The 26,514-nt window shown below is 34.6% G+C and carries 24 protein-coding genes and 4 pseudogenes; 15 read left to right on the forward strand and 13 right to left on the reverse strand.

From position 1 onward, the window contains the following. Positions 1–8: 8 nt before the first annotated feature. Genes OPR42_RS05345 through OPR42_RS05355 form a run of 3 tightly spaced genes read left to right on the forward strand, consistent with a single transcriptional unit; the run spans position 9 to position 2,444 of the window. Positions 9–491 carry a phosphatidylglycerophosphatase A family protein gene (locus OPR42_RS05345; RefSeq protein ID WP_029237689.1) on the forward strand — a complete coding sequence of 161 codons (483 nt, stop codon included), beginning with the start codon at positions 9–11 and terminating at the stop codon, positions 489–491. After that, a complete protein-coding gene (locus OPR42_RS05350) occupies positions 481–1,272 on the forward strand; it encodes a GNAT family N-acetyltransferase (RefSeq protein WP_064085647.1) in 792 nt (263 codons plus the stop codon). Before OPR42_RS05345 ends, OPR42_RS05350 begins: the two co-directional genes overlap by 11 nt. A 35-nt stretch (positions 1,273–1,307) precedes the next feature. Further along, on the forward strand, positions 1,308–2,444 hold the full coding sequence (locus OPR42_RS05355; RefSeq protein ID WP_265042071.1) for a hypothetical protein: 1,137 nt from the start codon (positions 1,308–1,310) through the stop codon (positions 2,442–2,444). A gap of 3 nt (positions 2,445–2,447) precedes the next feature. Here OPR42_RS05355 and OPR42_RS05360 read toward each other — a convergent pair whose 3' ends face one another. The 8 genes and pseudogenes from OPR42_RS05360 to OPR42_RS05405 form a co-directional block, all read right to left on the reverse strand. Beyond that, on the reverse strand, positions 2,448–3,236 hold the full coding sequence (locus OPR42_RS05360; protein WP_265042072.1) for a succinate dehydrogenase iron-sulfur subunit: 789 nt from the start codon (positions 3,234–3,236) through the stop codon (positions 2,448–2,450). 54 nt (positions 3,237–3,290) lie between these two features. Further along, entirely contained in the window at positions 3,291–3,749 is a 459-nt protein-coding gene (gene ybeY / locus OPR42_RS05365) for an rRNA maturation RNase YbeY (protein WP_015587883.1), read from the reverse strand. 339 nt (positions 3,750–4,088) lie between these two features. Then, positions 4,089–4,487: an EVE domain-containing protein gene (locus OPR42_RS05375; RefSeq protein ID WP_265042073.1), complete on the reverse strand. Its 399-nt coding sequence runs from the start codon at positions 4,485–4,487 to the stop codon at positions 4,089–4,091. After that, on the reverse strand, positions 4,487–5,671 hold the full coding sequence (gene ftsZ / locus OPR42_RS05380) for a cell division protein FtsZ (RefSeq protein ID WP_265042074.1): 1,185 nt from the start codon (positions 5,669–5,671) through the stop codon (positions 4,487–4,489). Before ftsZ ends, OPR42_RS05375 begins: the two co-directional genes overlap by 1 nt. A gap of 240 nt (positions 5,672–5,911) precedes the next feature. Continuing rightward, positions 5,912–6,382, reverse strand: a complete 471-nt coding sequence (locus OPR42_RS05385; protein ID WP_265042075.1) for a hypothetical protein — start codon at positions 6,380–6,382, stop codon at positions 5,912–5,914. A gap of 76 nt (positions 6,383–6,458) precedes the next feature. Beyond that, positions 6,459–7,924, reverse strand: a pseudogene (locus OPR42_RS08760) (YifB family Mg chelatase-like AAA ATPase). Beyond that, positions 7,845–9,476 carry a recombinase family protein gene (locus tag OPR42_RS05400; RefSeq protein WP_265042077.1) on the reverse strand — a complete coding sequence of 544 codons (1,632 nt, stop codon included), beginning with the start codon at positions 9,474–9,476 and terminating at the stop codon, positions 7,845–7,847. Before OPR42_RS05400 ends, OPR42_RS08760 begins: the two are co-directional and overlap by 80 nt. Continuing rightward, the gene (locus tag OPR42_RS05405; protein ID WP_265042078.1) at positions 9,379–9,594 is read right to left on the reverse strand and encodes a hypothetical protein; all 216 of its coding nucleotides are present in this window, start codon (positions 9,592–9,594) and stop codon (positions 9,379–9,381) included. The genes OPR42_RS05400 and OPR42_RS05405 overlap by 98 nt, the downstream gene beginning before the upstream one ends. A 195-nt stretch (positions 9,595–9,789) precedes the next feature. Between OPR42_RS05405 and OPR42_RS05410 the strand changes: the two genes are divergently transcribed. Together OPR42_RS05410 and OPR42_RS05415 are read left to right on the forward strand one after the other, a co-directional pair. Beyond that, positions 9,790–10,986 (forward strand): hypothetical protein, encoded by a 1,197-nt coding sequence (locus OPR42_RS05410; protein ID WP_265042079.1) that lies wholly within the window; start codon positions 9,790–9,792, stop codon positions 10,984–10,986. Next, complete coding sequence (locus OPR42_RS05415; RefSeq protein WP_264953854.1) at positions 10,952–12,061, forward strand: hypothetical protein; 1,110 nt, start codon at positions 10,952–10,954, stop codon at positions 12,059–12,061. Before OPR42_RS05410 ends, OPR42_RS05415 begins: the two co-directional genes overlap by 35 nt. Before the next feature lie 12 nt (positions 12,062–12,073). Here the strand turns inward: OPR42_RS05415 and OPR42_RS05420 are convergent, their stop codons facing one another. The 5 genes from OPR42_RS05420 to OPR42_RS05440 are packed head-to-tail and all read right to left on the reverse strand — an operon-like array spanning position 12,074 to position 17,177. Further along, the gene (locus tag OPR42_RS05420; RefSeq protein ID WP_264377179.1) at positions 12,074–14,089 is read right to left on the reverse strand and encodes an AAA family ATPase; all 2,016 of its coding nucleotides are present in this window, start codon (positions 14,087–14,089) and stop codon (positions 12,074–12,076) included. 23 nt (positions 14,090–14,112) lie between these two features. After that, positions 14,113–15,339, reverse strand: a complete 1,227-nt coding sequence (locus tag OPR42_RS05425) for an AAA family ATPase (protein ID WP_264377178.1) — start codon at positions 15,337–15,339, stop codon at positions 14,113–14,115. Then, positions 15,336–15,815, reverse strand: coding sequence for a hypothetical protein (locus OPR42_RS05430; RefSeq protein ID WP_264377177.1), 480 nt, complete (start codon positions 15,813–15,815; stop codon positions 15,336–15,338). The genes OPR42_RS05425 and OPR42_RS05430 overlap by 4 nt, the downstream gene beginning before the upstream one ends. A gap of 23 nt (positions 15,816–15,838) precedes the next feature. Continuing rightward, on the reverse strand, positions 15,839–16,636 hold the full coding sequence (locus OPR42_RS05435) for an ATP-binding protein (protein ID WP_264376795.1): 798 nt from the start codon (positions 16,634–16,636) through the stop codon (positions 15,839–15,841). Between the two features lie 49 nt (positions 16,637–16,685). Then, positions 16,686–17,177: a sigma-70 family RNA polymerase sigma factor gene (locus tag OPR42_RS05440; RefSeq protein WP_265042080.1), complete on the reverse strand. Its 492-nt coding sequence runs from the start codon at positions 17,175–17,177 to the stop codon at positions 16,686–16,688. 724 nt (positions 17,178–17,901) lie between these two features. Between OPR42_RS05440 and OPR42_RS05445 the strand changes: the two genes are divergently transcribed. The 10 genes and pseudogenes from OPR42_RS05445 to OPR42_RS05495 all read left to right on the forward strand — a co-directional run bounded on the left by OPR42_RS05445 (position 17,902) and on the right by OPR42_RS05495 (position 26,501). After that, complete coding sequence (locus tag OPR42_RS05445) at positions 17,902–18,372, forward strand: RuvC family protein (protein ID WP_264377173.1); 471 nt, start codon at positions 17,902–17,904, stop codon at positions 18,370–18,372. 134 nt (positions 18,373–18,506) lie between these two features. After that, positions 18,507–18,977 (forward strand): hypothetical protein, encoded by a 471-nt coding sequence (locus OPR42_RS05450; RefSeq protein WP_007549853.1) that lies wholly within the window; start codon positions 18,507–18,509, stop codon positions 18,975–18,977. 19 nt (positions 18,978–18,996) lie between these two features. Next, positions 18,997–19,659 (forward strand): annotated as a pseudogene (locus OPR42_RS05455) (ankyrin repeat domain-containing protein); the annotation flags it as partial. Between the two features lie 106 nt (positions 19,660–19,765). Continuing rightward, positions 19,766–20,717 (forward strand): annotated as a pseudogene (locus OPR42_RS08910) (IS5 family transposase). 42 nt (positions 20,718–20,759) lie between these two features. Then, positions 20,760–21,587, forward strand: a pseudogene (locus OPR42_RS05470) (ankyrin repeat domain-containing protein); the annotation flags it as partial. After that, complete coding sequence (locus OPR42_RS05475) at positions 21,584–23,410, forward strand: phage terminase large subunit family protein (RefSeq protein ID WP_265042083.1); 1,827 nt, start codon at positions 21,584–21,586, stop codon at positions 23,408–23,410. The pseudogene OPR42_RS05470 and the gene OPR42_RS05475, both read left to right, overlap by 4 nt. After that, a complete protein-coding gene (locus OPR42_RS05480) occupies positions 23,403–23,627 on the forward strand; it encodes a gpW family protein (protein WP_265042084.1) in 225 nt (74 codons plus the stop codon). The genes OPR42_RS05475 and OPR42_RS05480 overlap by 8 nt, the downstream gene beginning before the upstream one ends. After that, positions 23,628–25,055: a phage portal protein gene (locus OPR42_RS05485; protein ID WP_265042085.1), complete on the forward strand. Its 1,428-nt coding sequence runs from the start codon at positions 23,628–23,630 to the stop codon at positions 25,053–25,055. It begins immediately after the preceding gene. Continuing rightward, positions 25,052–26,140 carry a S49 family peptidase gene (locus tag OPR42_RS05490; protein WP_265042086.1) on the forward strand — a complete coding sequence of 363 codons (1,089 nt, stop codon included), beginning with the start codon at positions 25,052–25,054 and terminating at the stop codon, positions 26,138–26,140. The genes OPR42_RS05485 and OPR42_RS05490 overlap by 4 nt, the downstream gene beginning before the upstream one ends. Beyond that, positions 26,133–26,501 (forward strand): head decoration protein, encoded by a 369-nt coding sequence (locus OPR42_RS05495; protein ID WP_265042087.1) that lies wholly within the window; start codon positions 26,133–26,135, stop codon positions 26,499–26,501. The genes OPR42_RS05490 and OPR42_RS05495 overlap by 8 nt, the downstream gene beginning before the upstream one ends. Positions 26,502–26,514: the final 13 nt, after the last annotated feature.

Genomic DNA, 26,514 nt, shown 5'->3' on the forward strand with positions numbered 1-26,514 from the left:
GGTATATTGTGAAATTTTTATATAAATTAATATCAACATGGTGGCTATCTGGCACGGTAAAACACATGCCAGGTACTATAGGCAGCTTGGCTGCTTACCCAATTGTTCCTATATTACTCAATGACAGAATTTTAGGTACAGCAATTATTTTTTTTTTATTCTTAGTTGGATTATGGTCTACAGGCAATTATATACAACATTACAAAGCTCCGCATGATCCAAAAGAGGTAGTAATTGATGAAGTAGTTGGTCAATTGCTGACAGTACTTCTAGTTTCAATATTATTAGAACAAGAAATGAATAGCTCTGTATTGTTGGTGTGCTTTTTCTCCTTTAGGTTTTTTGATATAATAAAAGTGTGGCCTATAAATTTGATTGATAAAAATACAAAAGGTCCTTTAGGTATTATGCTAGATGATGTTGTAGCTGCAATTTTAGCCTTTGTTTTTATAGGAGCCTTTTATTGTTTATTGTTGGTTTATGCAGAATAAAAAAATTTGTTATTCAAGCTTAATTATTCAGAACCTAAAGGATTATATACTTTATGCAACGAATTTGTCCAAGTGGGAAATACATGACGAATTTGATAATGTTATATTTACAGTAAATGGTACCAGAGAATCGTTATTTAATTTTGTGTTTTGTGAAGATCAATGTACTGAGCTTTCCATATGCAGAACTCTAGATTATCTCAAAGCACGAAATATAGAAGCAACATGGATAATAAGTCCACGTATAAAAATAGGGGGTATTTTAGAAAAATGCGAAATAAAACACGTTAGCACACCAAAAAAAGTTTTACTCAATATAAAAGATTATTTTTTGCCTGATGATGCTGTTCCAAATTTGAAGTTCAATGTTGTAAATAGTAGTGAGCTCTTAGAGCAATTAGATTTACACACTTCTAAAATTTTTTATCACAGAATTAGTATTGTTAGCACATTTTTTCGCCAATTATCGAATTATGATGATAAGAGCTCAAGGTTAAGATTTTTTCTTGTAATGCTAAATAACGAAATTGTTGGAACATGCGGTCTTTATATTCAAGACAGCATAGCTGGTTTTTATAGCGATGGAGTTTTACCAATTTACAGGGGTCGTGGAATAGGAACTCAAATGGTTCTAGAAAGAATAAAGATAGCTAGGCAATTTGAATGCAAATACATAGTAGCACATTGCATGAAACCTTCTGTAAACCTTTATAAGAGATTAGGCTTTAGGGTATTGGGCAATCTTCACTTATATACCTCTTCAGTACAATCTCTTTGCTGAGAGATTATAAATTTTTATATTTGTTTTAGAATACTATGTTTTTTTTGTATGAAATAGTTTTACTACTAATTCTAGTATTCTTCTTTTTCTCATATTCTAAATTAAAAATTAGTAATAAAATTAAGGACTTACAACATCAAAATGTTATCATAAATAATTTAATAGATACTGTAAATGATGGATTTTATATTTGGGACGCAAAAAAACGTATAGAAAAATTTTCTCCCAATTTACTAATTTTGCTTAATACTGTTTTTTATTCATTTAATGAGTTTGTAAATTTTTTTGAGCAATCAGAAAGCTTAATTAAAAGTTTTGCTGAGGCAAAGGAAATAAATAAATCTTTTACTCTAGATTTAAAGTCAAAAGACAGTGAGGTTTATTGCACATGTTATGGTAAAAGCATAATAGATTATTCTAATAATGTGATTGGTGTGTTGTTGTGGATAAGAAATATCTCCGATTATAAGATAAAAGCTAATGAACTTGAGTTAGAAAATAGTAAGCTTATGCGAGAATTGGAGAACTATAAAAAAATTTTTGACTCTTTACCATTTCCAATACTGAAGCACAATAAGAATAAAAAAGTAAGGTTTTATAACTTATTTTATGATAAATATATAGGCAGCTCTAAAAAATTTACTGTTGCGAGTGGCTCCTATAACGTAAAACCAGGAGAGTGTGTAATAACTTACAAGAACGAACCTAAGGTTTTTAATTTTGTTGAAGTTCCAGTGCAAAATTCTAATAGCATAGTAATGTATGGAAAAGATATTAGTGATGAAAAAAAATTACATACTGAGCTAAGCAATTGTTTAGCTGCACAAGAAAGTTTGCTTGAGAAGCTATCGATTGCTGTAGCGATATATAGTAAGAATCAAAAGCTAAAATTTTATAATAATGCTTTTATAAAAACTTTTCAGTTTGATCCAAAATTTTTGGAGTCTTATCCAACTTATCACGAGATTATGCTTCACCTATTTGAATCTAAAAAGCTTTTAGGAAAAGAGGATTTTCAAACTATTAATAATCAAAGACATGAGTTGTTTAAAAGATTACTGGAATCATATGGTGAAACAATACATTTCATGAACGGAAGAACGTTTAGAGTATTAACAATACCCTATGCTTCAGAGGGTCTACTATTTTCTTACGAAGAGTGCCAGAAATAACACTCAAATTCCTTCTCTCTCTACCATAAGCTGTTTTACTTTCGCTATCGCTTTTGCTGGGTTAAGACCTTTCGGGCAGGTTTTTGTACAATTCATTATTGTATGACAACGATACAACTTAAATGGGTCGTTTAAAGAAGCAAGTCTTTCTTCTTTCTTATTATCACGACTGTCAGCAATCCATCTATAAGCTTGCAGTAATATCGCTGGCCCTAAAAATTTATCACCATTCCACCAATAGCTTGGGCAACCAGTCGAACAGCAAGCACATAGTATACAATCAGACAGACCATCCAATTTTTTTCTATCTTCAGGAGATTGAAAGTATTCTTTATTTTGTAAGGCAGATTTATCTGTTTGTAACCAAGGTTTAATCGATTTGTATTGCTCATAAAATTGGCTTAGATCTGGAACTAGATCCTTTACTATATACATATGAGGTAGTGGATATATTTTTACTTCACCTTTTATATCATGTATAGATTTAGTGCATGCAAGAGTGTTGGTACCATCAATATTCATTGCACAAGATCCGCATATTCCTTCTCTGCAAGAGCGTCTAAAAGTTAAGGTTGAATCTATTTCATCCTTTATTTTTATTAATACATCAAGTACCATAGGGCCACAATTATCCATATCGATAAAAAATGTGTCTATTCTTGGATTTTTATCATCATCAGCAGACCAACGATAAATTTGAAATCTTCTAATATTTTTTGCTCCAGTAGGAGTAGGATAAACCTTGCCCTTTTTATTAACTTTAGAATTTTTTGGTAAAGAAAACTGAACCATATTGCTTACCTTTTACAGCTAAAACCCCTTTTTTGTAAATAACATATTTTGGTATTATCTACCATACTTTTCCTTTTCAAATTCAAGCAAAGCTAAAATCTTGCTCTCTAAACTTTTCATTATAATTTCTTCATCTTCTTTTTGATGATCATAGCCAAGTAAATGCAGCAATCCATGAACTAACATGTGTGCAGTGTGAGTGAGGATAGATATACAGTACTCATGAGACTCTCTTTCTATTGTATCTACTGCAATTGCTATGTCTCCTAGATCACATTCACTAGATAACTGTTCGCATGGAAATGATAGTACATTAGTTGGCTTATCTATTTCTCTAAACTTAAGATTAAGTTGATGTAGCAAGTTATCATCAGCGAGAGCTATTGATATATTTGGTTTATAATGATCTATTTTTAATTCTTTTAGAGAAGCATTAATAATATTTAATACAAAACTCTGTGGGTCCTTCGTAATACTATGCCACCTCTTATCAAGAATATTTACTTCTAACATGAATAAAGCACCAGAAAGGACATTATCCCATCACTTGACATTGGAACCCAAAAAAGAAGAATTATAGACCATCGTATCATACACACAACTATACGAATATTGTACACTAGAAGTATGTCATCCCAGTGCTCCGACACTGGGATCCAGGAATTCTGATTAGACATTAGGTGAGTGAATATAAAAGCTATATTAAAACACAACATTTTTAATGTGGTTGCATTACAGCTGGATTCCAGTGTCAAGCACTGCTTTGTGTTTGATGAAAAATCGGCTACTTCGAAACAAACACTCATACAGCTGTATGTTGTGTGCTGAGGTAATATTGTTTGGCAACAGGTATTACACATCACTCATCCTTATTATTTCATTCCACTCAGTCTCTAAAACTGGAGAAACTGATAAACGTGATTGTTTTAATATAACCATATTTTTCAAAAGTGGGTTTTGTTTTATACTGTTTAACGTCACTTGGTTACTTAAAGGTTTCAAAAATTTTACATTCACTAGTCCAAATTTGGAATTATAAACATGATAATACTCCTTTAATACTTCAACTATTCCAAGTATAACTCTCTCTTTACCTGTATGATAAAAAAATGCAAGATCGCCTAATTTCATAGCTCTCATGTAATTTTGAGATTGATAATTGCATACACCATTCCACTGCGTCACCTGCTCCTTTCCCATTTTTTGCCACGAGTATTCACTTGGCTCTGACTTGAGTAGCCAAAATTGCATTATTTTTTTCTTCTTAAATAAGCTGGTATATCATAAACATTGCTACCCCACTTAACTCTTTCGTTTGTTTGCTCAGTTGAAGCATATTCTTTTGTTTCTAATATTGGAATTTGATTATAAGGCCATTTAAAATTTTTTTCCTCTGCTGGGATCTTGTTTTGATTAACAGATGAATTGTTGTTACAGCTATCAATGCCAGTTGCAAGAACAGAAACTCTAACTCTTCCCTCCATCGCCTGATCAAAAGTAGCACCAAATATTATATTTGCATTTTCATCCACTTCTTCACGCACTCTATTTGCTGCAGAATCAACTTCAAATAGAGTCATATCTCCACCACCAGTAATATTAATCAATATTCCTTGCGCACCTTTCATTGATACATTATCAAGCAATGGATTAGATATCGCAGCTTCTGCAGCACTAATTGCCCTATCTTCTCCTTCTGCCTCTCCAGTACCAATCATTGCTTTACCCATCTCACTCATTACTGTTTCTATATCAGCAAAATCAAGATTAATCAGTCCTGGCATGATCATCAAATCAGTTACTCCTCTTATGCCAATATGTAGAACATTATCGGCGAGTTGAAATGCGTCAGCAAATGTAGTTTTCTCGTTAGCAATTCTAAATAAATTTTGATTTGGAATGACAATAAGTGTATCTACGTATTTTTGCAACTCTTCAAGTCCAAGCTCTGCAATGCGCATACGTCGCACACCTTCAAAACCGAACGGCTTAGTTACAACTCCAACAGTCAGTATCTTTTTTTCTTTTGCTCCTTTATCTTTAACTACCGCTCTTGCTTCTCTGGCTGCTTTTGCAATTACCGGTGCAGCACCTGTTCCAGTACCACCACCCATCCCTGCTGTGATAAAGAGCATATGGCTATCTTTTATATGCTCCATAATTTCATCAATTGATTCTTCTGCTGCACCTTTACCAACATCAGGCAAAGCACCAGCACCAAGGCCCTTAGTTAAGTTAATACCAAGTTGAATTTTTTTATCACATAATGACTTCTCTAACGCTTGAGCATCGGTATTTGCTACAACAAAATTTACTCCTTGTAAATTGGATTGAATCATGTTGTTCACAGCATTTCCACCAGCACCACCCACTCCCACAACGGTAATCCTTGGGTGCAATATGGGTAATTCTGGTAAACTAAGGTCGATTGACATTTAAATTTTACTCAAATATTAGTGAATTCACTTGATAACAAGTTACTGCTTTTTTAACAATATGCAAACATTTTTCATTTTGATATATGCAAATAGTAAACAAGATTTACTTATTCTTAACATTATTAATCAGTAGGTATAATAATTGCAGGCTTTCAAACAGCACTACTTAGAATGCAAAAAAAATTGTGAAAAAGGGATAGAGGCCTATCCCTTTTCTTGATTTTTGTTAAAAATTAATTAAACACTTTGTACAGTTTGTAAACCAAGTATTTGCTTAATATTATTTAGTTTAGTATCTGGTTGTGTAATACTACTGTCATTCAGCACTTCTGCTACTTTCTCAACTTGAGCTGCCTTATTACTGTTTTTATATGCATACACAGGTGCAGTTATTAAAGCTGCTACTGCAGCAAGAACTACCAAACTAGCAATGAGTGGATGAGCAACTGCAAATGCAGACATTGCAGTAATAGCAGGACTAACAAGTGTTGCAGCTTTTGTTCCAACTGTACCAACAAAAGTTGCATAAGCTGGACTTAAGAGATAAGCAGCTGTAAGCGAGGCTACTGCTATAACTGCTAAAGAAATACCAATTGTCTTGCCTTTATGTTCTTTTACGAGATCCCAACCTTGCACAGGCACTTCTTTAGCTGCTGACCAAAGTCCTTCGCCTCTATATTTATTTTTTATTGCTTCAAGTTTTCCCATAACTATACTCCAAAAATATTAAAATTTCACTAAGGGTAGTATATGGCAAAAAAAGTTTCCTGTCAAGTAAATTAACTTATTTATACATTCTTATTCTGTAATTTAGTGCTTCTGCAATATGTGCTCTTTTTATTTCCTCACTTTTTGCAAGATCTGCAATGGTTCTTGCAACTCTTAATATGCGTATGTAGCCTCGATTGGAAATGTAATTTTCTTTCAGTACGTATTTTAGTAATTCTAATCCTTCCTCGTCTGGCTTAGTTAATGCTTCACCACTTACTTCTGCATTACAATAAATATTCAATTTACTATAACGCTCAGCTTGAATTTTCCTCGCTGCTATCACTCTTTTTCTAATATTTTCAGTGCTTTCTCCTTCTGAAGAAATTTCAGGAGAGAGTATACTAACGTTTGGCATTTCAATGCATATGTCTATTCTATCAAGCAAAGGTCCTGATATTTTATTTCTATAATCTGTGCCGCATTTTGGAGCTTTGTTGCACGATCTACTTGCATCACCTAAGTAACCGCACCTGCAGGGATTCATTGCAGCTATAAGTTGAAAATTAGCTGGATAAGTAATGTGAGCATTTGCCCTTGCGATAGTGACTTTTCTATCTTCAAGTGGTTGGCGTAGAGAATCAAGCACAAGCCTTGGAAATTCAGGTAGCTCGTCAAGAAATAACACACCATTGTGAGCCATGGTAATTTCCCCAGGCTTTGCATTTTTTCCTCCTCCTATCATTGCTGGCATGGAACATGAGTGATGAGGTTCACGAAAGGGACGAGTTACTTTAAATGTTTCGTTACTGGCTTTTGTTATGCTAGAGATAATATTAACATCAATCATCTCCTGCTCAGTCAAATCAGGTAATAGCCCTATAAATCGCTTAGCAAGCATTGATTTTCCAGTACCAGGAGGTCCAACAAGAAGCATATTGTGTCCACCTGCTGCTGCAATTTCAGCTGCTCTTTTTGCAACAACTTGACCTTTAATATCCTTTATATCTGGAACTGAATTTTTTCTTTGGGTGCAGCGCTATAGTTAAAAGTTACCGGCTGAATTAACTGCTCACCCTTAAAATGTCTGATAATATCGGTTAATTTCTCTATAGCTAGAATAGAAACATTCTTTATCCATGAAGCTTCTACTCCATTTCCCCTTGGGCAAATTACTCCTTTATTTGCCTGTTTTGCATTGATTGCTGTTGGAAGTACTCCTGAGATTGGTATGACTCTGCTGTCTAGTGCAAGCTCGCCCATAATTATATAAGACTGAACTTTTTCAACTGGTATCACATTCATTACAACAAGTAATCCAACAGCAATAGCTAAGTCATAATGACTACCTTCTTTAAGCAAATCCGCAGGGGAAAGATTAACCGTAATCCTTTTTGGAGGTAACAGAAGATTGATTGAATTTAACGCTGCTCTGATGCGCTCTCTGGATTCTGCAACAGTTTTATCTGGCAGTCCAACAATATTGACTGCTAGTACAACATTGCATAATTCTATTATGGCTATTTTGATCAAAATTTGCAAGACTTTTTATGCGAAATACTATATACAAGTGATTGTGATTGATTTCAATTTGATGAATTAACATTCTAATAATATTTTGCTTAGTCTGCCAATCCACTTGATCAAGCTTTGATTCAACACTTGAGGAAAAGTTTTTCAAGCTATCTGTAACAAGGCTCAATTCTTGTTGTAGTTTTTTTTGATCAAGCGTTCTTTCTTTCTCTTCTTCAATTTCTTTCAAATGCTGTTTCATTGTTGTGATTCTTGGTTCAAATTCTTCTTGGCTTATAAACCCTTTAGCATAGCTATCAATAAATTTTTTGATACTTAATCTTAACTTACTTTCTTGCTTTTCACGTGTTTGATTATGTAAAGGTTTTTTGTTCTCTGATAATCTACGTTGATATTCATTTGCAATCCTATCTGGCTCTTTCAAGATACTCTTGACTTCTTCCCATATAACTCCATCTAATATATCAGTGCGTATTGATTTATTATCGCAGATTTTATTGCCATTGAATTTGCTAGAGTTTGTACCAGAGCAACGATAGTAATAATATGTCGACTTTTTATGAACGTGGTTTGTACCACAATAAGTATATTGACAACGTTGACATACCATTAAACCTTGCAATAAATATGTTTCTCTTCTTTGTCGTACTCTTGCTCTTTGCCTATTTTCAGTTAGTTGTGCCTGCACTGAATCAAATAAATGCTCATTGATTATTTTTGGTACTGGAATATAAGTCCAATTCTCTTTATCACTATTAAAGCGACCACTTTTAAGTTTACCACAAGTTCCTTTTTTTGATTTTTTTACTTGTGGTTTTGAGCATGTCCTAGTTTTACCATAAGCTGCTTGTCCTATATAAGCAGGATTTTTTAACATGTTCCAAATAGTGCTCCTTTTCCAATACCTTTTTCCTGTTCGTGTTATTACCGGTATCTTATTCAGTTCATGTACAACTTCTCCTATACTTGCTCTTTCTTGGCCAACCCGACTAAATATTTTACGCACTATATTTGCCTCTTCTTCATCAACCTCAAATTGAGCACTTCCTTCACCTACATGTTTTGCTATGTAGCGATAACCGTAAGGCGCCCTACCCATCACACTTATACACCCAGCTTTGGCCGCATGAAGTTTACCTCTACGGTTTCGTTCCATAATCTTTGCACGTTCATACTCTGCTATTGCTCCCTGAATCTGTAGAAATAAATGGGAATCCGGATTATCATCAAACTTATGATTCAAAAATACTATTTCAGATCCAGCCTTTTTAAACTCTTCGAGTAAGATCATTTGATATGAAAATTTACGTGATAGCCGATCAGGTGAATGAATGTATATCTTATCAATCTTACCTTCTGCTACTCTATCACGTAAACTCTCTAAGCCAGGACGTTCTAAATTTGATCCACTGTAACCATTATCGATGAACCTATGCTCATCTAACAATTCATGTCCATCACTACTAATGCGACGCTCCAATTCTACAATCTGACTCTCTATTGTATTCTCCTGTGCCTGTTGTCTTGATGAAACTCTTGCATACAAGCTTACCGTTATCATTTTCTTCTACCTCCTTTGTTTTATATTTCAACAATTGTTCATAAGCATCTGCCAAATATGTACCTGCCAACCGACTGGGCTCATAACGGCAATAAATAGTTAAATCCCCTTTTTGCATGTTTTTCTTCCTGTGAATTTTTTTATAAGGTTAGGAGACTTCTATTAAACTAAATCAATGCACACCTTATTTAAGAAAGCTATCTAGTTCACACAAATTCTCCTTAATTAAATATACAAGATTTGAAGAAATTATGTCCAAAAAATCTTTGCTCGAATTGTCATATTATGTATAATATAGCTTATTTAGTGTGTTATGAATATTCATCCAAGTTACGAATTCTGGGAGAGTGATTTAGAAGTTCCCGTTAATCTTTTACTAGATCGCTTTCAAGATTCAAAGATACGCCAATCCTGGCTTGACTCCCTTTCTGGTAAGCAACTGAGCATCATTTTTCAGCATTGCTTTAAAAATCATTTAAATGGACAACTTTTTCAGGACGGAGATTATGACGATAGATCGACTCAACAAAAACGTAAGATACTTACCAGTTACTCTGACTCTCTTTTTGACTATTATCTCATTAGCTACTTTGATCGTACGAAACTTGAGGCTACGGTCAGTGAAGTGGCAAGATTTGCTCTGACTGAGAAGTTAATGAGATCGTACCTGGTAAAAAACAATACCAAGTATGATAAAAGATCCTTATTGTTTTTACTATTTCACATAAATTGCGAACTTCTAAAATCTGTTTATCACTTTGATAAAGTGCAAAAGAAAGGTTTCGTATCATTTGCTTTACAGAAATCACCAAGACAAATAAACACTTCATTTAAAGAGTTTATGTCACAAGAAGCTGTAGAGCAGATACTTAAGGATGATGACCAGTTGCAGGGTTTTTTCCATCATCAAGATCGAATATATATGTTTGTACGTCGAGGAAGTGACATGGATTTACTGCTTAATTCAAACAAAGTTGTTCATGGTCATAAACCTGAGTGGATGATTTTAGACTTTTCTCTTGATGGCACTCAGGTTAATCTTTGTGCTAAAAATACTAACAAGGCTGTGGAAATAGCAAATAGCATTGTAAGTGGGTATTTTGACTGCGAATGTACTTTTGTAAATATACAAGATAAGAACTTTCCATTACAAGTGCACAAATTTCTTCAAGCATGTATAGATGGTTCTGACCCTGACATTTGTATATTTGAGTTAAATTTCAAGTCAGATTATTTTAAAAATAGTAATACATATCTTACTTTAAGTGTAAAACCGTATGATCCTATTGCACCAGAGTTACATATTTTAAAGCCAGCTATTGGCAACATACTACAATCTATTCAATCAGCTAAAGTAATGTTCCAAAACAAAAAGGTAACATTTTCTTTCAAAATAAGTGGGGAAGTTTATTATTCAGAGCATCCACTCAATAAAAAAGAAAGAGAGGACCTGAAGAAACATATGGAACAATCTTATGGTCTTAAAATTCTTTCACGAGCAAATTGCTGATCTTTTAAGTTCAAATAGTTCCTGGATTAATCCAAGCCAAAATCATATTAAAGCAGCAAGATACTTATTCGATCTTGGATTGATAAAAATGCAAGAAAGGTATTATATTGTTTGCTCTCGTGAAGAAGATCATCTTGATTGGCCAAATGTAATTGATTCAAGTTGTAGCAATGAGATTTTTATCGATTCAGACTTTGATGAAGCATGTGATGACGCTATTTGTGAAAACTGTTCTCGTCATATTCTGCCTAATACTTATCAAAAACAGAGATTTCATCTCTTATCCATATACTTAAATACAGAAAAGGTCATAGACTGGTTTGAAACAAAGTTGAATGATTCAAAACTTATGTGGGAAAAAGTGGAAAAAGGAGTTTATTATATTTGTAATCAAGGTCGTATTGTAAATCTAATAATCCTTGATTTTTGTACTGATGCGATATTTTTAACTATAGATAAACTTAGAGTCCACCCTACAGTTCTCATCACTCTAAAAAAAGATATACCGAATCTATTATTGAGCCTATATGTAGTGCCAATGGTGAAACTGTTTTGTCAGCTTAAGACTGTAACTGAGATATTCCAAGAAGCAGCTAAAAAAGGAGTACCAGAGGTAGTAGAAAATACTTCTTTGCAAGTTTTACCAGCTTCATATATTTCGCTTAAACGTGTTGAACCAATTGTGCCAACAAAGCTTCTGGAGTTACAGGTAGTTAAAGGTATGGTATATGTTAATAGTGTTGAAGTTATAAATAAAAAAGCTGTATCATGTCTTAATATTTTTCGAATATTGTTCAAGCAATTTTTACATGACTGTGAGAAAGAATTACCACCTGAAAAACATAAACTTCTCAATATTAACCAGTTAGAAAAACTCTTGGGACTTAGTTTAGAAGCAGATTTAGAACAACAGATCAGAAAGCCATTAAATAAAATGCAAAGAACAATCAAATCTACACTTGCTGAGAAATTAGGATTAAGTATTGAACGTGATGATGTAATACAAACCCTTGGTTGGCAAAGATCATCATATGGTTATCGTATTAACCCTTTTACTTTGACTATAAAAAAATAGAATTTCCTGATTTTAAAAATTTTCAGCTCCATGAGTAAATTTTCCAACTCCACGTGCAAATGGTCCTGTTTTTACATCAAGCCATTTATCTTCTTTTGAACCATTAGCCATTCCTTTAACTATTTGCTTTGCTTGTAAAAGCTCTTGAACTATACGCTCTAGTCTATCCCTTCCCATACTATGAAAAACTTCAAGCAATCTATGTCGTTGTTTATGTATGCCTGCACTTCCTGTATGAGTAAATGGATGTCCTGAACTAGCAGCTCGCGCAATTGAGTCAATAAGATATATTTTTAGATCTTTATCGCTAATATTTTGAGCTTTTAATTGTTCAGTAATGTCTTCCAATAGCCCTGTTTCTTCATTTCTCAGATAAGTACGTACAGTACGATCAGCCAGGCCATTTGCCTTAACAACAGCTCCATAAAATAGTGCATTTTGTCTTGGGATTTTTCCAATTGACCTAAAAATCATTGGTTTAGTCATATCTTCAACAGGCCAAAAAGCAAAAGAACACCTGACTCCATTTACGAGAGCAGAAGTACCTCGAATAGCATCTCGTGCTTGCTCTACTGTTGATATAGGCTTTTCTCCCTTCAGCTTTCTCATATGATGTGCAGTAATTATTGAAGCTCCAGTGCTACATGCTAAATCAGATAATAAACACATGAGATAATCCCCTACTGCTGGGTCAGCATTTAAATCTGCATGAATGAAAGAAGCAAGGGGATCAAATATAATGAGCTTTAAATCCTTTATTCTGCTCAGCTGCTTCATTACCAACTCAAATTCTGGAGATATTTCTACAACTTTACCGCGAACATTCTTAAGTATGGTAAATGATCCTCCTATATTTGGCAATGGTACAATAAATAGCCTATCTTTATATTTTAATCTCTCGCATTTTGGATCAAGTCGTTCTAAGCGACGATGTATTTCATTTGTATCATCCTCTGCGGAAAATACCACCACAGACCCATGTTCAGTAACAGGTGGGCCAAATCCACACACCTGGTCTATGCTACTTGCAACCTTGAGGGCTAGGTCAAGAAGAAGCATACCTTTGCCTGTATCTCCCATTGCAGCCAAAATGGAGGTTACACCCAAAGGAAATAATCCTTCAACCAAGAATCTTTGCTTTGGTACTGGACCTACAAAACGCTCTACACTCCAGCTGAAAATATCAAGTGGTGGTTTAATAATTATTTTTCTTGAGTTTTTTTCAATAAATTCCGAAACATTTATTCCCTCTAACAGACAATCAGCAGCATCCCAACTCCTTGGTTTATTCGGTGGAATCTTAAGCGTAGTAAGTGATGCAACACCAAGTTCTAAAAGCTTCTTTTCAGCGTTTTTGGCATATTTATTACCTGCTTCATCGTTGTCTGGCCAAATGATAACATGTTTACCTCTAAGCGGAGTCCAATCTGTTCTATCAATAGGTGCATTTGCTCCAAACATCGCAGTTGTAGCTTTAATTCCTTTCTCTATAAGTGCTTCTGCGCATTTTTCTCCTTCAACCAGAATAACCTTATCGGACTTTAAAATACCTGGAATGTTGTAGAGTGGCCTGATCTCTGGCTCTTTGAATTTTTGTCTTTTAACATCAAATGGTTTAAACTGTTTTTTCTCTAAAGGAGGATCATAACGATAGACTATTACAATCAATTGGTTATTTTCATCGTAGTAATTCCAACTACAAGTCAGATATTGTTCTAGATTTCTGATATTGTTTTGTTTCTTAAGACCAAGCCATTCACTTATTGAAGCCATTACTTCAGGAAATTCTATTTTGGCATTTTTCCCATGTACCGTTGCCCAAAGGTCAATAATGTCACCGCCTTCTCCTGTTGCAAAATCTTTCCATAATCCAGCTCTTTCGCCTGTTAATTCTATTACAGTACTTTTGCCTTTGTTACCCTGTACATCACCTACATAAAACTTATCACCACGAAATGTCCCTCTTGGTAGTAGATGAAAAAGACAAGATCTGATATTTTGCAAAAGCTGAGTCTTTAGCTCTACCATAGTATCCGTTTTTTGCGGACAAGTTAAGCCGTAGCTATAATTTTAGAATTCTGCCAACGCCCATTTACTCTGCTAATGAATTTTGCTGGTATTGATTTACCGTTTCTTAGCTCATATACTACTTGCAAGATATTTGCGCGTTTATTTGGTTGAAACATTACCATACCAGATGTATAAAAACTTCTTAAAGCATTAGCACCAATTAAAGCTTGAAAAGGACTTTTTGCGAGTGTAGCTGTCGATACTTTTCTGGTATGACGTGTAATAATTATTCCAGCCATCGGATTAATTATAGAACGTAATTTTTCTATTCTGCTTTGCAGGCCAGAAAATATATTTTCATAGTCAATCGAATCCAAGACGATAAGATCTATCGTTTTAAATTTTTCCCCTATGATCTCTTTTATTCTCTCTATACCTTCATCATTTAAAGTTAATCTCATCTTTGTAGTAACAATCAAGTTTTCCTCTGCTAGATTTGGCAGCCTTTGATTAGTTATGATTTGTTGTATGCGTTCCCTGATATAATTGTACTCCATCTCATTTTGCAGATAGATTATTTTTAGTGGCCTTGCTGACTTCATCTTAAGAAACGACACTCCTGCTGCAAGATGTGCAAGCAAAGAGAGAAGAAAATAACTTTTGCCAACCTTTGGCGTACCACCAATGACTAAAAGACCACCTGGAGTGAGAATTCGTGGAGCTATTATATCTTCTGGTATTGGTGATTGATCACTTAAGTACTGCTTTACAGAAAATATTTTTTCTTCTCTTTTCCCCCCTTTTTTTTCTCCACTCTTTGATTTTTTATTGAGCCACTTTCTAGCAGAATATATATCACCTTTAATCAAAATCCAAAGATCAATAATATCACCGCTAGTCCCTTTGGTAAAATTACGCCAATCACCAGCTTCCTTACCTACTATTTTAACTGTAATTGTATTTCCATTTAAGTTTCCGATATAAGTTTTTTCTCGGTAAAACTCACCATTTGGAAGTAGGTAAGAAACACACTCCTTGATATTATCAATCAATAACATCTTTAACTCTTTTTGCTTTTTAGACATAAAATTCCCATACATATTTTTCATACGTGTAAAGTTGAGATTAGCTAGCTCACAAACAGTTTCAAAAGATTTTGAATTCAGCCAATGAATTGCTTCTTCTCTTAGCTTTGAGTTTTTTCCTACTGCGTCCTGAATACCTCTAGTAACGACAGCAGACCAAAGCTTTTCCTCGTCGTACTTCAAAATGGTACTCTGTCAATTTCATAATTTTTGCGGTATTCTACCGAAGCAATTTTGTTCTTTTCTCCATATTCATCAGTTATAACACTTACCTTTACTGTAAACTCTAAGCCATTTAATTCTGCAATTGAATTTAGCTTACGAGCAAGGATTGCACTTTCTGAGTTATCATGTGGATGAATGTCACGTGCTGATTCCAAGATACTGCGAAGCATAGAGCGACCCATTTCTCCCCAAGTATCTTCTGCTTTATTACTTTTAATACCAATTATTTGGTAAATCTTGTGCTTTTCATATAGACCTTCAATAACGGTAAATTCTGTATTTAAATAAATGCTACCGGTAGTGGGGCTTTTAGTAAACCAATGCTCATAACCTCCAGGCTTGATTGTCATTTTTACCTTTACTATTGTACCTTTTGGTATCAGTCTACTTTGCGGTTTTACAGTGTTAAAATCAGTTAATAGGTTTTGTAACATATATCACTCTCCATGTTTAAATTTTAAAACTTGCTTTTAATCTTTGTAAGCAGCTTGCCTAAATGCGGTTCTTCAACCATACTCAGGCGTCCACTGCGGTCTTTAGCTGGGTATCCCCAAGGGTTTAAAGTGTGGCAAACAAAAGAGCGCTTCTCCGTTCCATCATCTTTCTTGATTCCAACCATACTGATTACTTCGTCAACTATCCCAGGAATTTCACTGGCAGTTTTAGTTCCTTCGCATTGAGGTAGCCAAGTTGGACGATTGCAGTCATCGAGATATTGACCTAAAGTGCCAACTATGATGATGTCTTTGTCTCTGATGTGTTGAAATTGATTGAGCCAAGCCATCATTTCTTGAGCAAGTAATCCATACGCAGCTCTCATATCCTGTTTTCCTGATCTCTCAGAAAAAGCTTCAGGTTGCATTTTTGCCCATAAAAGACATAAACGTGAAGCAACGGTTATGCTATCTACAAAAATGCATCGGTATTTAGAAAACTCAGAGAAAAGATCTTTGTACTTACCAGATACATGTTCATGGTGTCTTTGGCTATATGCTTGATCAGACTTCAGCGCAGGATTAGACCCCCCTATAAGACAAGCAATATCTCTAGCTTCATTCCAAGTGCGAAGACTAATTGAATCTCCTTGCCAGTCTTGAACGGCAAGAAGCCCTGCTTCAAAATCAAGGCAAAGTGTTGGTTCATCTATAGTCTTTAGGAGACTTGTTTTACCAATACCATAAGGACCAAAGATGACCATCTTTACACTTGATATTGTTTGCAATCTTTCATTATTATTCAAAATTTTAAGAATCATTATTTATCCATGCTGCAATGTATATATACAAGAAAGGCAAAAATTTTGTTCAATTTTTCTTTTTGCCTTCGTAGTAAATAGGAGAAAGTTTGGCACGTATCTTCTTGATAATATTGTTTAAAGTGGTTCTTGAAACGTTGTTCATTTTGGCAACTTCATGTAAGTTGAAAAATTTAAGTTGCTCACATATATTTTGCCATTCCTTTGGTAAAACCGAGATCATATAGTCTACATCAATGCGTTTTGTTATTTCACCCTCAAATAGATCTGTTACATCAATGCTAATATAGTTATTGATATTACGTTTTGCACATTGCTGTTTCTTTAACATGTTAATAGCTTTATTTTCAGTTAGTCTTGCTACAAAAGTGTTAAAGCTACTTTTATCTTCATCATACTGATCAAGGCATGGCCAAATTTCACAGAAGAGTTCTTGCTCAAGGTCTTCGTTATTCTCATCAATAAAGCACTTGGCAAGTTTTAGTCTATAGGCTTGGTATTTTACGTTTTTAACAATTATAGCTATATTTTTTAATTTCATGGTTTTCCCTAAAACAAATTAATGCTTTAAGGATGGAAGTTATTAATGCCCTTATGTAGGACAGGAGCAAAAATAAATAATACTGATGCGATTTTTAATCTATTGATATTCTGTTATTTTTTTTTGAGAATAATACTGATGCAATTTAAAATAATACAGTTCAGGTTTTTGGAAACTATTTTGAATGGATTTCAAAGAATGGGTAGCTCAGGCTTTCTAAAATTATGTTAAAAATGTAGTAAGATATATAAGAATTTCATATTTTGAAATTCAATATTACCAATTTTTAAGAGGGAAAAATGTGCTCTCTATGATCTTAAGTTCCGTTCCTAATTACTGGCTTCCTAAATCAGGAATTAGGAATCAGGAATCTAGAATTAGCCTGTATGGAGGGTTTTCACCATGCGTTCCTAAAACCGTTCCTAGGAACGGCATATCTGAAGTCCGCCAATATGGAGGGTTCCAGCTTCCTAAAACCCTTATATATAATATATATATAATACATATATAAAAATATACACATATATAAAAACATATAAAATATAAGATTTAGAATAATAAAAAAAACTCTAAAAGTAGAAAAATCATGTTTAGGATAAGTAAGGTTTTTAAATAAACATCTTCAAGAAAGAGTTAATTATAAAAAATTTTTCAAAAATTGAAGATTTTTTGGACGAAAATTTTCCAAATCTTGTATATATATGTACTCAGCAATTGAAAGGAAATGCTCACCCTAGATCTTGGCAAACAAACTGGTTGGACTATTTTACATGATGGAATAGTGCAAAGTGGAAGTAAGAGTTTTCATGTTAGCAGGTTTAGTGGTGGTGGAATGCAGTTTTTAAATTTTCGTAATTGGCTTAATGCACTTAAGTATAAATTTCCAGGTATTGAAGTTGTGTACTTTGAAGAAGTGAGAAGACACTTGGGAACTGATGCTTCACATATCTATGGAGGGTTTTTAGCACATCTTTCTGCTTGGTGTGAAGAACATCATGTGCCATACAAAGGTGTATCTGTGAAAACTATCAAACGCTTTATAACAGGCAAAGGCAATGCAAGTAAAGCTGATGTAATTGAAGCAGTACAGAAAAAGGGTTTCTGTCCAACAGATGATAATGAAGCAGATTCTTTAGCTTTAATGTTCTATGTTATGAATTTCAGTAAAGATTTTAATACATTAAAAGTATCATAAAAAGTGGGTCCTTTCGGCCATGCTGGAGGGTTTGGTGGTCCTGACCTCGGGCCTTCTTTAGCGTTAGACATATTTCAAATGTTAACTACTTACGAAATTATAGCTGAGCAGTGCTAAAATAAGGAGAAAAAAAGGTGAGAATTACGCAAGCAGAATGGGCAAGGGAAAAAGGGTTTTCGAGGCAATATGTCTGTTCTTTAGTAAAAAAAGGAATAGTTGAGCTGGAAGATGGACTTATTGACCGAGAACAAGCAAATGAAGCGGTAGCAGCAATAAGAGATCCAAGTCAACCACTGAGGAGAAAAGAGCGCGGAGAAACACTTTCAACGATATTGCTAAAAACGCGAATAAAAAATGAAACCGAACGTGGTAAACTTTTGGAAGCTAAAGTGAAAGCTGAAATAGGCAAATTTGTGTCAATTGAAGAGGTAAAAACTGAAGCATTTAACGTAGCAAGAGTTGTCCGTAATAATTTGCTTAATATTCCAAATAGAGTTTCAGCATTGCTTGCATCACTGAGTGACACTGAAAAGATTCATATGGTGCTAACTGAAGAGATTACAAACTCATTACAAGAATTATCTAATACTAAATTTCAAATATAAGAAAGATTTTGAATATAAAATGGCTGATAACTTAAGTTTAGAGTTAATAAAGTGTCTCATTAATCAACCTGGATTAGATGTAAATGTTAGAGGATTAAACGGAAAAACCCCACTACATTGCGCTATAGAGTTTGATGAATTAAGTATGGTAGATCTGTTACTCACGAAAAAGAACATTAATCCTTTTATAGAAGATAATGATGGTAAAACATCTCTTGATTACGCCAAAGAAGGGAAAAAAGCAGAAATATTACAAGCGCTAATTAATAACAAGTACGGGTCAGAACAAGATAGCTTACTTCATTTGGCTGCAATGATAGGTGAAGTTAATGCAGTTAGATATTTGATAGGAAAAGGTATTGACGTTAATGTACGAAATGCTCTGCATCATACGCCATTACATCTAGCAGCAGGAATAGGACATGCAGAAGTTGTAAAGATTTTGATAAGAGAAGGAAAAGCTGAAATAGATGTCTTTGATGCGCGAAATCAGACACCAATGCACTATGCAGTTAATAATAAAAAGTTAGAGATAGTAAAGTTACTGCTGAAACTTGGAGCAGATGTAAATAGTGCACGTATGGGACAAAACTCAATGAAATTGTCGCCTGTTCATATAGCTGTAAGTAATACTAATTACGATGAAAGAGACTTATGTCTTGATATTCTCAAATGCTTAATGGCTTTGTTGCATAGCTAGTGTTGGTTGAGGTTATTGTAAGAAGAAAAGCTTATGGTTACTAACGCATTTTGTTGTAAAATAGGCATTTTTCAAACAAGTACAACTTATGCCACAAAAAATGAGAGTAAGTAACCAAAGAGAATATAACGAGTTTCTCAAAAAAAGAGGAAATGTTTTTCATTTTGTTAATCAAGCCATAGAAAATTGGTATGAAAATAGTCCAAAAGTTGCAGGTGGCAATAACACTTATAGTGATAAAGTTGTAATTTTAATACACATAATAGTTCATCTTTTTAGAATTGGCTTGAGACAAGCTGTAGGTTTTGTAAAAGGTTATATGGTGCAAATAGGCAAAAAACTTAAGATTATCAGCTATACACAAGCTTCCAGAAGATTTAAAAAGCTTAATTTGAAGATTGATGACCATAGAAGCAATAAAGATGATCTGGAAAATGTTGAAATTGCCGTAGATAGCACTAGAGTTAGTATCTACAATAATAACGGTGGGCATAGTAAGCTTAATATTCGAAAAAGAAAATACAGTGGTTATGGTCAAGTAAGAAAATTACATGTTGTTTTAAACATAAATGATAAGAAAGCAATAAGCATCTAGTGGTGTTGCTGTAGACTATTTGCCGGTCTGCGATATGTTAGAAGAAGTCAGTGATAAATATAACATTTGTTCTATTCGAGCAGATGCGGCTTATGATATAAAAAGTGTGTATAAAGAATGCAGAAAATACAATATTGTGCCTATTATTCGCCCTAGGAAGGATACTAAAATTTGTTTAGCTGACTACTTATCAGAAAGAAACAAGTATGTTAGTAGAATTAGGTCATATGAGAATTATGAAGATGGTATTAATGAATGGAAGAAAAAAGTTAAGTATGGAGCACGGTCTTATATTGAAGTCTTTTTCTATAGGTTGAAGCAAATATTTGGGTTTGGCTTGAAAAATAAATCAGAGGTAAATCGTGAAAAAGAGCTGTTAATTAAGTGCTACTTATTGAACAAATTTACTGATATAGGTATGGCTGAATTTAAATTAGCTGCGTAAATTCACTGTGATTTACATGCCTATCAGTGCTATGCAACAAAGCCATGCTTAATAAGGGAGCCTAATGCTCAAGTCAATTTACAAGATTACGAAAATAAAACGCCACTACATTACGCTGAAAGACTTAAAACAATAGAGGTTTTACTAACACGAGAAGATATAGACCCTCTGGTAAAAGACGATAGCGGCAAGACACCATTTGATTACGCTAAACCTGAGATAAAGAAGGCTTTGATGAGTAATAAATACGGTTCTGAAAAGAATAGTCTACTCCATTTAGCTGCACAAAGAGGAGAAATTGAGATTGTAGAGTCTATCTTAAAAGAAGAAATCGATATTGATATTTCAAATAATAAAGGTCTATCACCGATTTACCTTGCTGCAGAAAAAAGGCATTTACATGTAGTAAAGTTATTGCTGACAAAAGGAGCAAATTATACACCTGTTCTGCACTTAGCAATCAAGTCAAATAATTTAGAGTTGCTAAAAACTTTATTTAAAGAAAAGAGCATCAAATTACCAGACGAGATAGGCAAGTCTGTACCAGTTTATTATAGGTGTATAGAACATAGAGATGCAAAAGTAAGAAAATACAACAATGTGATCTGTGTTTTTACCTCAGTAAGTGCAGTAGCAATAGCGGTATGTATAGGGTTAACAGCAACAACAATAAGCAGTGCAATCATTTTTGCAACAATAACAGGGATATTTGCGCTTATTATAGCAATAATGATAAGTGAGATGAGCAAAAGATATATAGAAAACGAATTTCAGAAAAAGATGTTTATGGAATTGGAGGAGTGTGGAGGAATAAACTCTACTGTTAACAATATTGAGATAGAACCAATTATGAGTAGATGCAGACAATGATATACGCTAGAGCTTTTTCTGAAGGTTTAAGACCAGATCCAGAGCTTAAAGTATCAGAGTGGGCGAATGAGTATCGAGTTTTAGCGCCAACTGCAGCATCAGAGCCAGGTAAATGGAGAACAGAAAGAACTCCTTATTTAAAAGAAATAATGGATTCACTATCTCCATCTTCGTCAGCGGAGAAAGTAGTATTCATGAAAGGAGCGCAGATTGGGGGAACAGAAGCTGGCAACAATTGGATTGGCTATATCATCGATCAAACACCAGGACCAATGCTAGTAGTACAGCCAACAGTCGAAATGGGAAAACGTTGGTCGAAGGGAAGATTTGCACCGTTGATAGAGAGTACACCATGTTTAAAGAGTAAAGTAAAAGACCCAAGATCAAGAGACTCAGGCAATACTGTACAAAGTAAGGAGTTTCCAGGTGGAATAGTAGTAATAACTGGAGCGAATAGCAGTGTAGGACTTAGATCCATGCCAGTAAAATATCTCTTTCTTGATGAAATAGATGCCTATCCAGGAGATTCAGGAGGAGAAGGTGATCCAGTACTGCTCAGTATTGCTCGAACTAATACATTTGCACGTCGAAAGATTTTTTTAGTATCAACACCAACGATTCATGGAATAAGCAGAATTGAGAAGGAGTTTGAAGCAACAGATAAGAGATATTTTTTTGTACCATGTCCGCATTGTAATTACTATCAAGTTCTAAAATGGTCACAAATAAAATGGGAAAATAACGACTCAAGAACAGCACATTATGTCTGCACTGAATGTAGCGGCAAAATAGAAAATCATCAAAAGACAGAGATGCTAGAACGTGGAGAATGGAGAGCTACAGAGGCAAAAGAAGGTGAGAAAAAAGGATTTCATCTTTCAAGTCTTTATAGTCCAGTTGGCTGGTATAGTTGGCAACAAGCAGTAGAGGACTTTCTCCATGCAAAGGAAAGTGAACAATTACTGAAAGTTTGGATAAATACCACGCTTGGAGAAACTTGGGTAGATAAAGGAGAAGTACCAGACTGGAAGCAATTATTTAATAGAAGAGAATTTTATCAAATTGGCACAGTACCAAAAGGCGAAGTAGTTCTCACAGCAGGTGTTGATGTACAAAAAGATCGTTTAGAAGTAGAAGTCGTAGCATGGGGAAAAAGCCGTGAAAGTTGGTCAATAGACTACCGAGTATTTGAAGGAGATACAGGAAGTGGAGAAGTATGGAAAAAGCTTTCAGAGCTGTTAAATCATCATTTTATCGGTGAAAATGGGCTTGAATATATGATAAGTATGATGGCAGTAGATGCTGGATATGCAACGCAAGAAGTATACAATTGGATAAGAGGTCATCAAGGCTGTGGAAGAGTAATGGCAGTCAAAGGTGTAAATAAAGCTCTAGTACCACTTAGCAGTCCAAGCAGAGTAGATATAACAGTTGGTGGGCAAAAGCTGAAAAGAGGAATAAAGCTCTGGCCAGTAGGAGTATCAATATTAAAGTCAGAACTTTTTCAATTACTTAATGTTTTAAAAGAAGAAGAGAAAGTGCCAGCAGGGTATTGTCATTTTCCCGAGTATGCACCTGAGTATTTTAAGCAGCTAACGGCAGAGCAGTTAGTCAGCAAGGTAGTAAAGGGATACACCAAACAGGAGTGGCAAAAGGTAAGAGAAAGAAATGAAGTGCTAGATTGCCGAATTTACGCGAGAGCAGCATCTATTGCTTTAGGAATTGATCGTTGGCCAGAGAGTAAATGGAATAGTTTAAGTGAAAAATCAGAAAGTAAAAAGCCTAAAAAAGTAAGACAGAGTAAGTGGTTGGAAAATGTATAACGAAGAGTATTTGTTTCAAATTGAAGAAGCGATAAAGAAACTACAAAATGGAGAGCGAGTAGTATCAATTGCATATGGTGATCATGTTGTTCGGTACGGGGAAGTTCAGATAAATGATTTATTGAATTTAAGACAACGAATTAAGGCTGAGTTAAAAGTTGCAGGTATGAAGCCAAAGAGAAAGATTATTTTTTCAACGAGTAAAGGAATTTTATAAATGCTGCTAAAAACCTTCAAGCAATTGTTTAACAAACCAAAAATCAAAAGTTCTGCTTGGGATGCAGCAGGCTCAGGAAGAAGATTTTTTCACTTTCAACCAGAGTTAGGAAGTATAAACAATTTGCTGTCTCAAAGCCTTGAAACTTTACGTAGTAGATCACGTGACATGGTGAGAAAAAATCCTTACGCTGCAAATATAATTGATACGATAGTAAGTAACTCTATCGGAACAGGAATAAAACCACAATCAAAAGCAAAAGATGGAGAATTTCGAAAGAAAGTACAAGAATTATGGCTAAAATGGACAGACGAAGCAGACAGTAGTGGAGTAAATGATTTTTATGGACTGCAAGCACTGGTTTGTAGGAGCATGATAGAAGGCGGGGAATGTTTCATACGGTTAAGAACAAGAAAACCTGGAGATGGTCTGTGTGTACCGTTGCAATTACAAGTGCTTGAATCTGAACACTTAGATAATAAAACAAATCAAACTTTAGCAAATGGTAATGTAATAAGAAACGGGATTGAGTTCAATAGACTTGGGCAAAGGGAAGCATACTACCTATTTAAAGAACACCCTGGTGAAAGTACGTTTGGAGAATCAGTGAGAGTGCCAGCAAATGATGTTTTACATATTTATAGACCATTAAGACCTGGGCAAATTAGGGGAGAGCCATGGCTTTCTAATATACTGCTAAAGCTCTATGAGCTTGATCAATACGATGATGCAGAGCTAGTGAGAAAAAAGACAGCGGCGATGTTTGCAGGATTTATTACGAGACTCGATCCAGAAGCAAATATTTTAGGAGAAGGTGAAAGTAATGAGCAAGGAGTAGCACTATCTGGTTTAGAGCCTGGAACAATGCAGCTTTTAGACCCAGGAGAAGATATAAAATTTTCAGAACCATCGGATGTTGGAGGAAGTTATGAAGCATTCATGAGACAGCAGCTGAGAGCAATAGCAATAGGTACAGGAATAACATATGAGCAACTAACTGGGGATCTAAGTGGCGTTAATTATTCATCAATCAGAGCAGGATTAATAGAGTTTCGTAGGAGATGTACAATGTTACAGCATAACATAATGGTATTTCAGTTTTGCCGTCCTGTATGGGATAGATGGTTAGAGTTAGCACTACTTTCTGGAGAACTAGACATAGGTGAAGAATGGACAAAGGGAAAAGAAGGAGCAAAAAAAGAAGTAAAATGGATACCACAGGGATTTGATTGGGTCGATCCGCTAAAAGATCAGCAAGCACAGCAAATGGCAGTAAGAAATGGATTTAAGAGTCGATCAGAAGTAGTATCAGAAATGGGTTACGATGTAGAAGAAATTGAGCAGGAAATTGCTGAAGATCAAAGACGTGCAAGTGAACTGGGCTTAAGTTTTGATTCTGACGTTACGGCCAATCAAGAGGTGATATGAAACAACAATGGCTAAACAGATGTGTAATGGTAGAACCAAGGAGTTTTGAATTACTGTCACTACAAACAGGAAAGCAGCCTATCTTTAAAAATATAAAACATGCAGTAAGAAATAGTGAAAGAGGAATAATACCGATACATGGAATCTTGACAAAAAAGTCAGAAACTTTTGATGATATTTTTGGAATGACTTCCTATAATCAAATAGAAGCACAAATTACACAAGCAATAGAAGATAGTGATATAGAAACAATCCTGTTGGATATAGACAGTCCTGGAGGAGAGGTCAATGGAGTGTTTGACCTTGCTGATTTTATTTACAGTGCAAGGGGAAAAAAGAGGATAATAGCGATAGCAAATGATGATGCATATTCTGCTGCGTACGCTATAGCTTCTAGCGCTGAAAAGATTTTTCTCACCCGCACTTCAGGAGTTGGGAGTATAGGAGTAATAGCAAGTCATATAGATCAAAGTGGATTTGATGAAAAATGTGGAATAAAATATACCACAGTGTTTGCAGGAAGTAGAAAAAATGATTTAAATCCACATGAGCCAATAACTTCTGAGAGTTTAGAAAATCTAAAAAGCGAAGTGAATCGTTTATATGAAATGCTGGTTGAGCTAATAGCACGGAATAGAAACCTCTCTGTAGAGGCAATAAAAAATACTGAAGCAGGGCTTTATTTTGGTGAAAATGCAGTAGAGATAGGTCTTGCAGACGGAATTACAATTCTTTCAGAGTTTAAATATATTAATAAAAACAGGAGTATTACTATGAACGAACAAACTATAACTGACCTAAAAGAAGAAACTAATAATTTAACTAAGTATCGTACTGAAGTTCTTGAATTAATACGTTTATGTAATATATCAAAGATGCCAGAGAAAATAGGAGAATTTATTGAGGAAAGCGTAAGTGTTGAGCAAGCAAGGGAAGTTTTAATGGAATTACTTGCAGAAAGAACAAAGAAGACAGAGATAATAAGTACAATACCACAGAATTCAGGAGAAGAGTTGATGATGCAGGTAGCGAAAAGTCGTAGGCATTTAAAATATATAACAAAAGGAGAAAAGCAAAATGAGTAGTATAACAGAACAAAATAATCTAGGTGACTTATTAAAGTATGAGGCATCAAGTCTATATTCAAGAGACCAAATAACGGTAGCAAAGGGTCAAAATCTGAAGCTAGGGACAGTTGTTGGTCGTGATAAAGACAACATGATTAGGATAATAAATCCAACTGCCACAGATGGCACACAAACAGCAATAGGAGTAATTTCAAGTGATGTAAACGCAAAGGAAAATGCTAAAGGAGTAATTATTGCTCGCGGTGCAATGCTAGCAGATCATGCAGTTGTATGGCCAGCAAATATCACTGAAGAGCAGAAAAATGCAGCAATAAAGCAACTTGAAACACGAGGGATCATTATTCGTAAAGCAGTCTAAAGCTATATTAAAC

It is taken from the genome of Wolbachia endosymbiont (group B) of Melanostoma mellinum (assembly GCF_947251465.1).
In the GTDB taxonomy this organism is placed as follows: domain Bacteria; phylum Pseudomonadota; class Alphaproteobacteria; order Rickettsiales; family Anaplasmataceae; genus Wolbachia.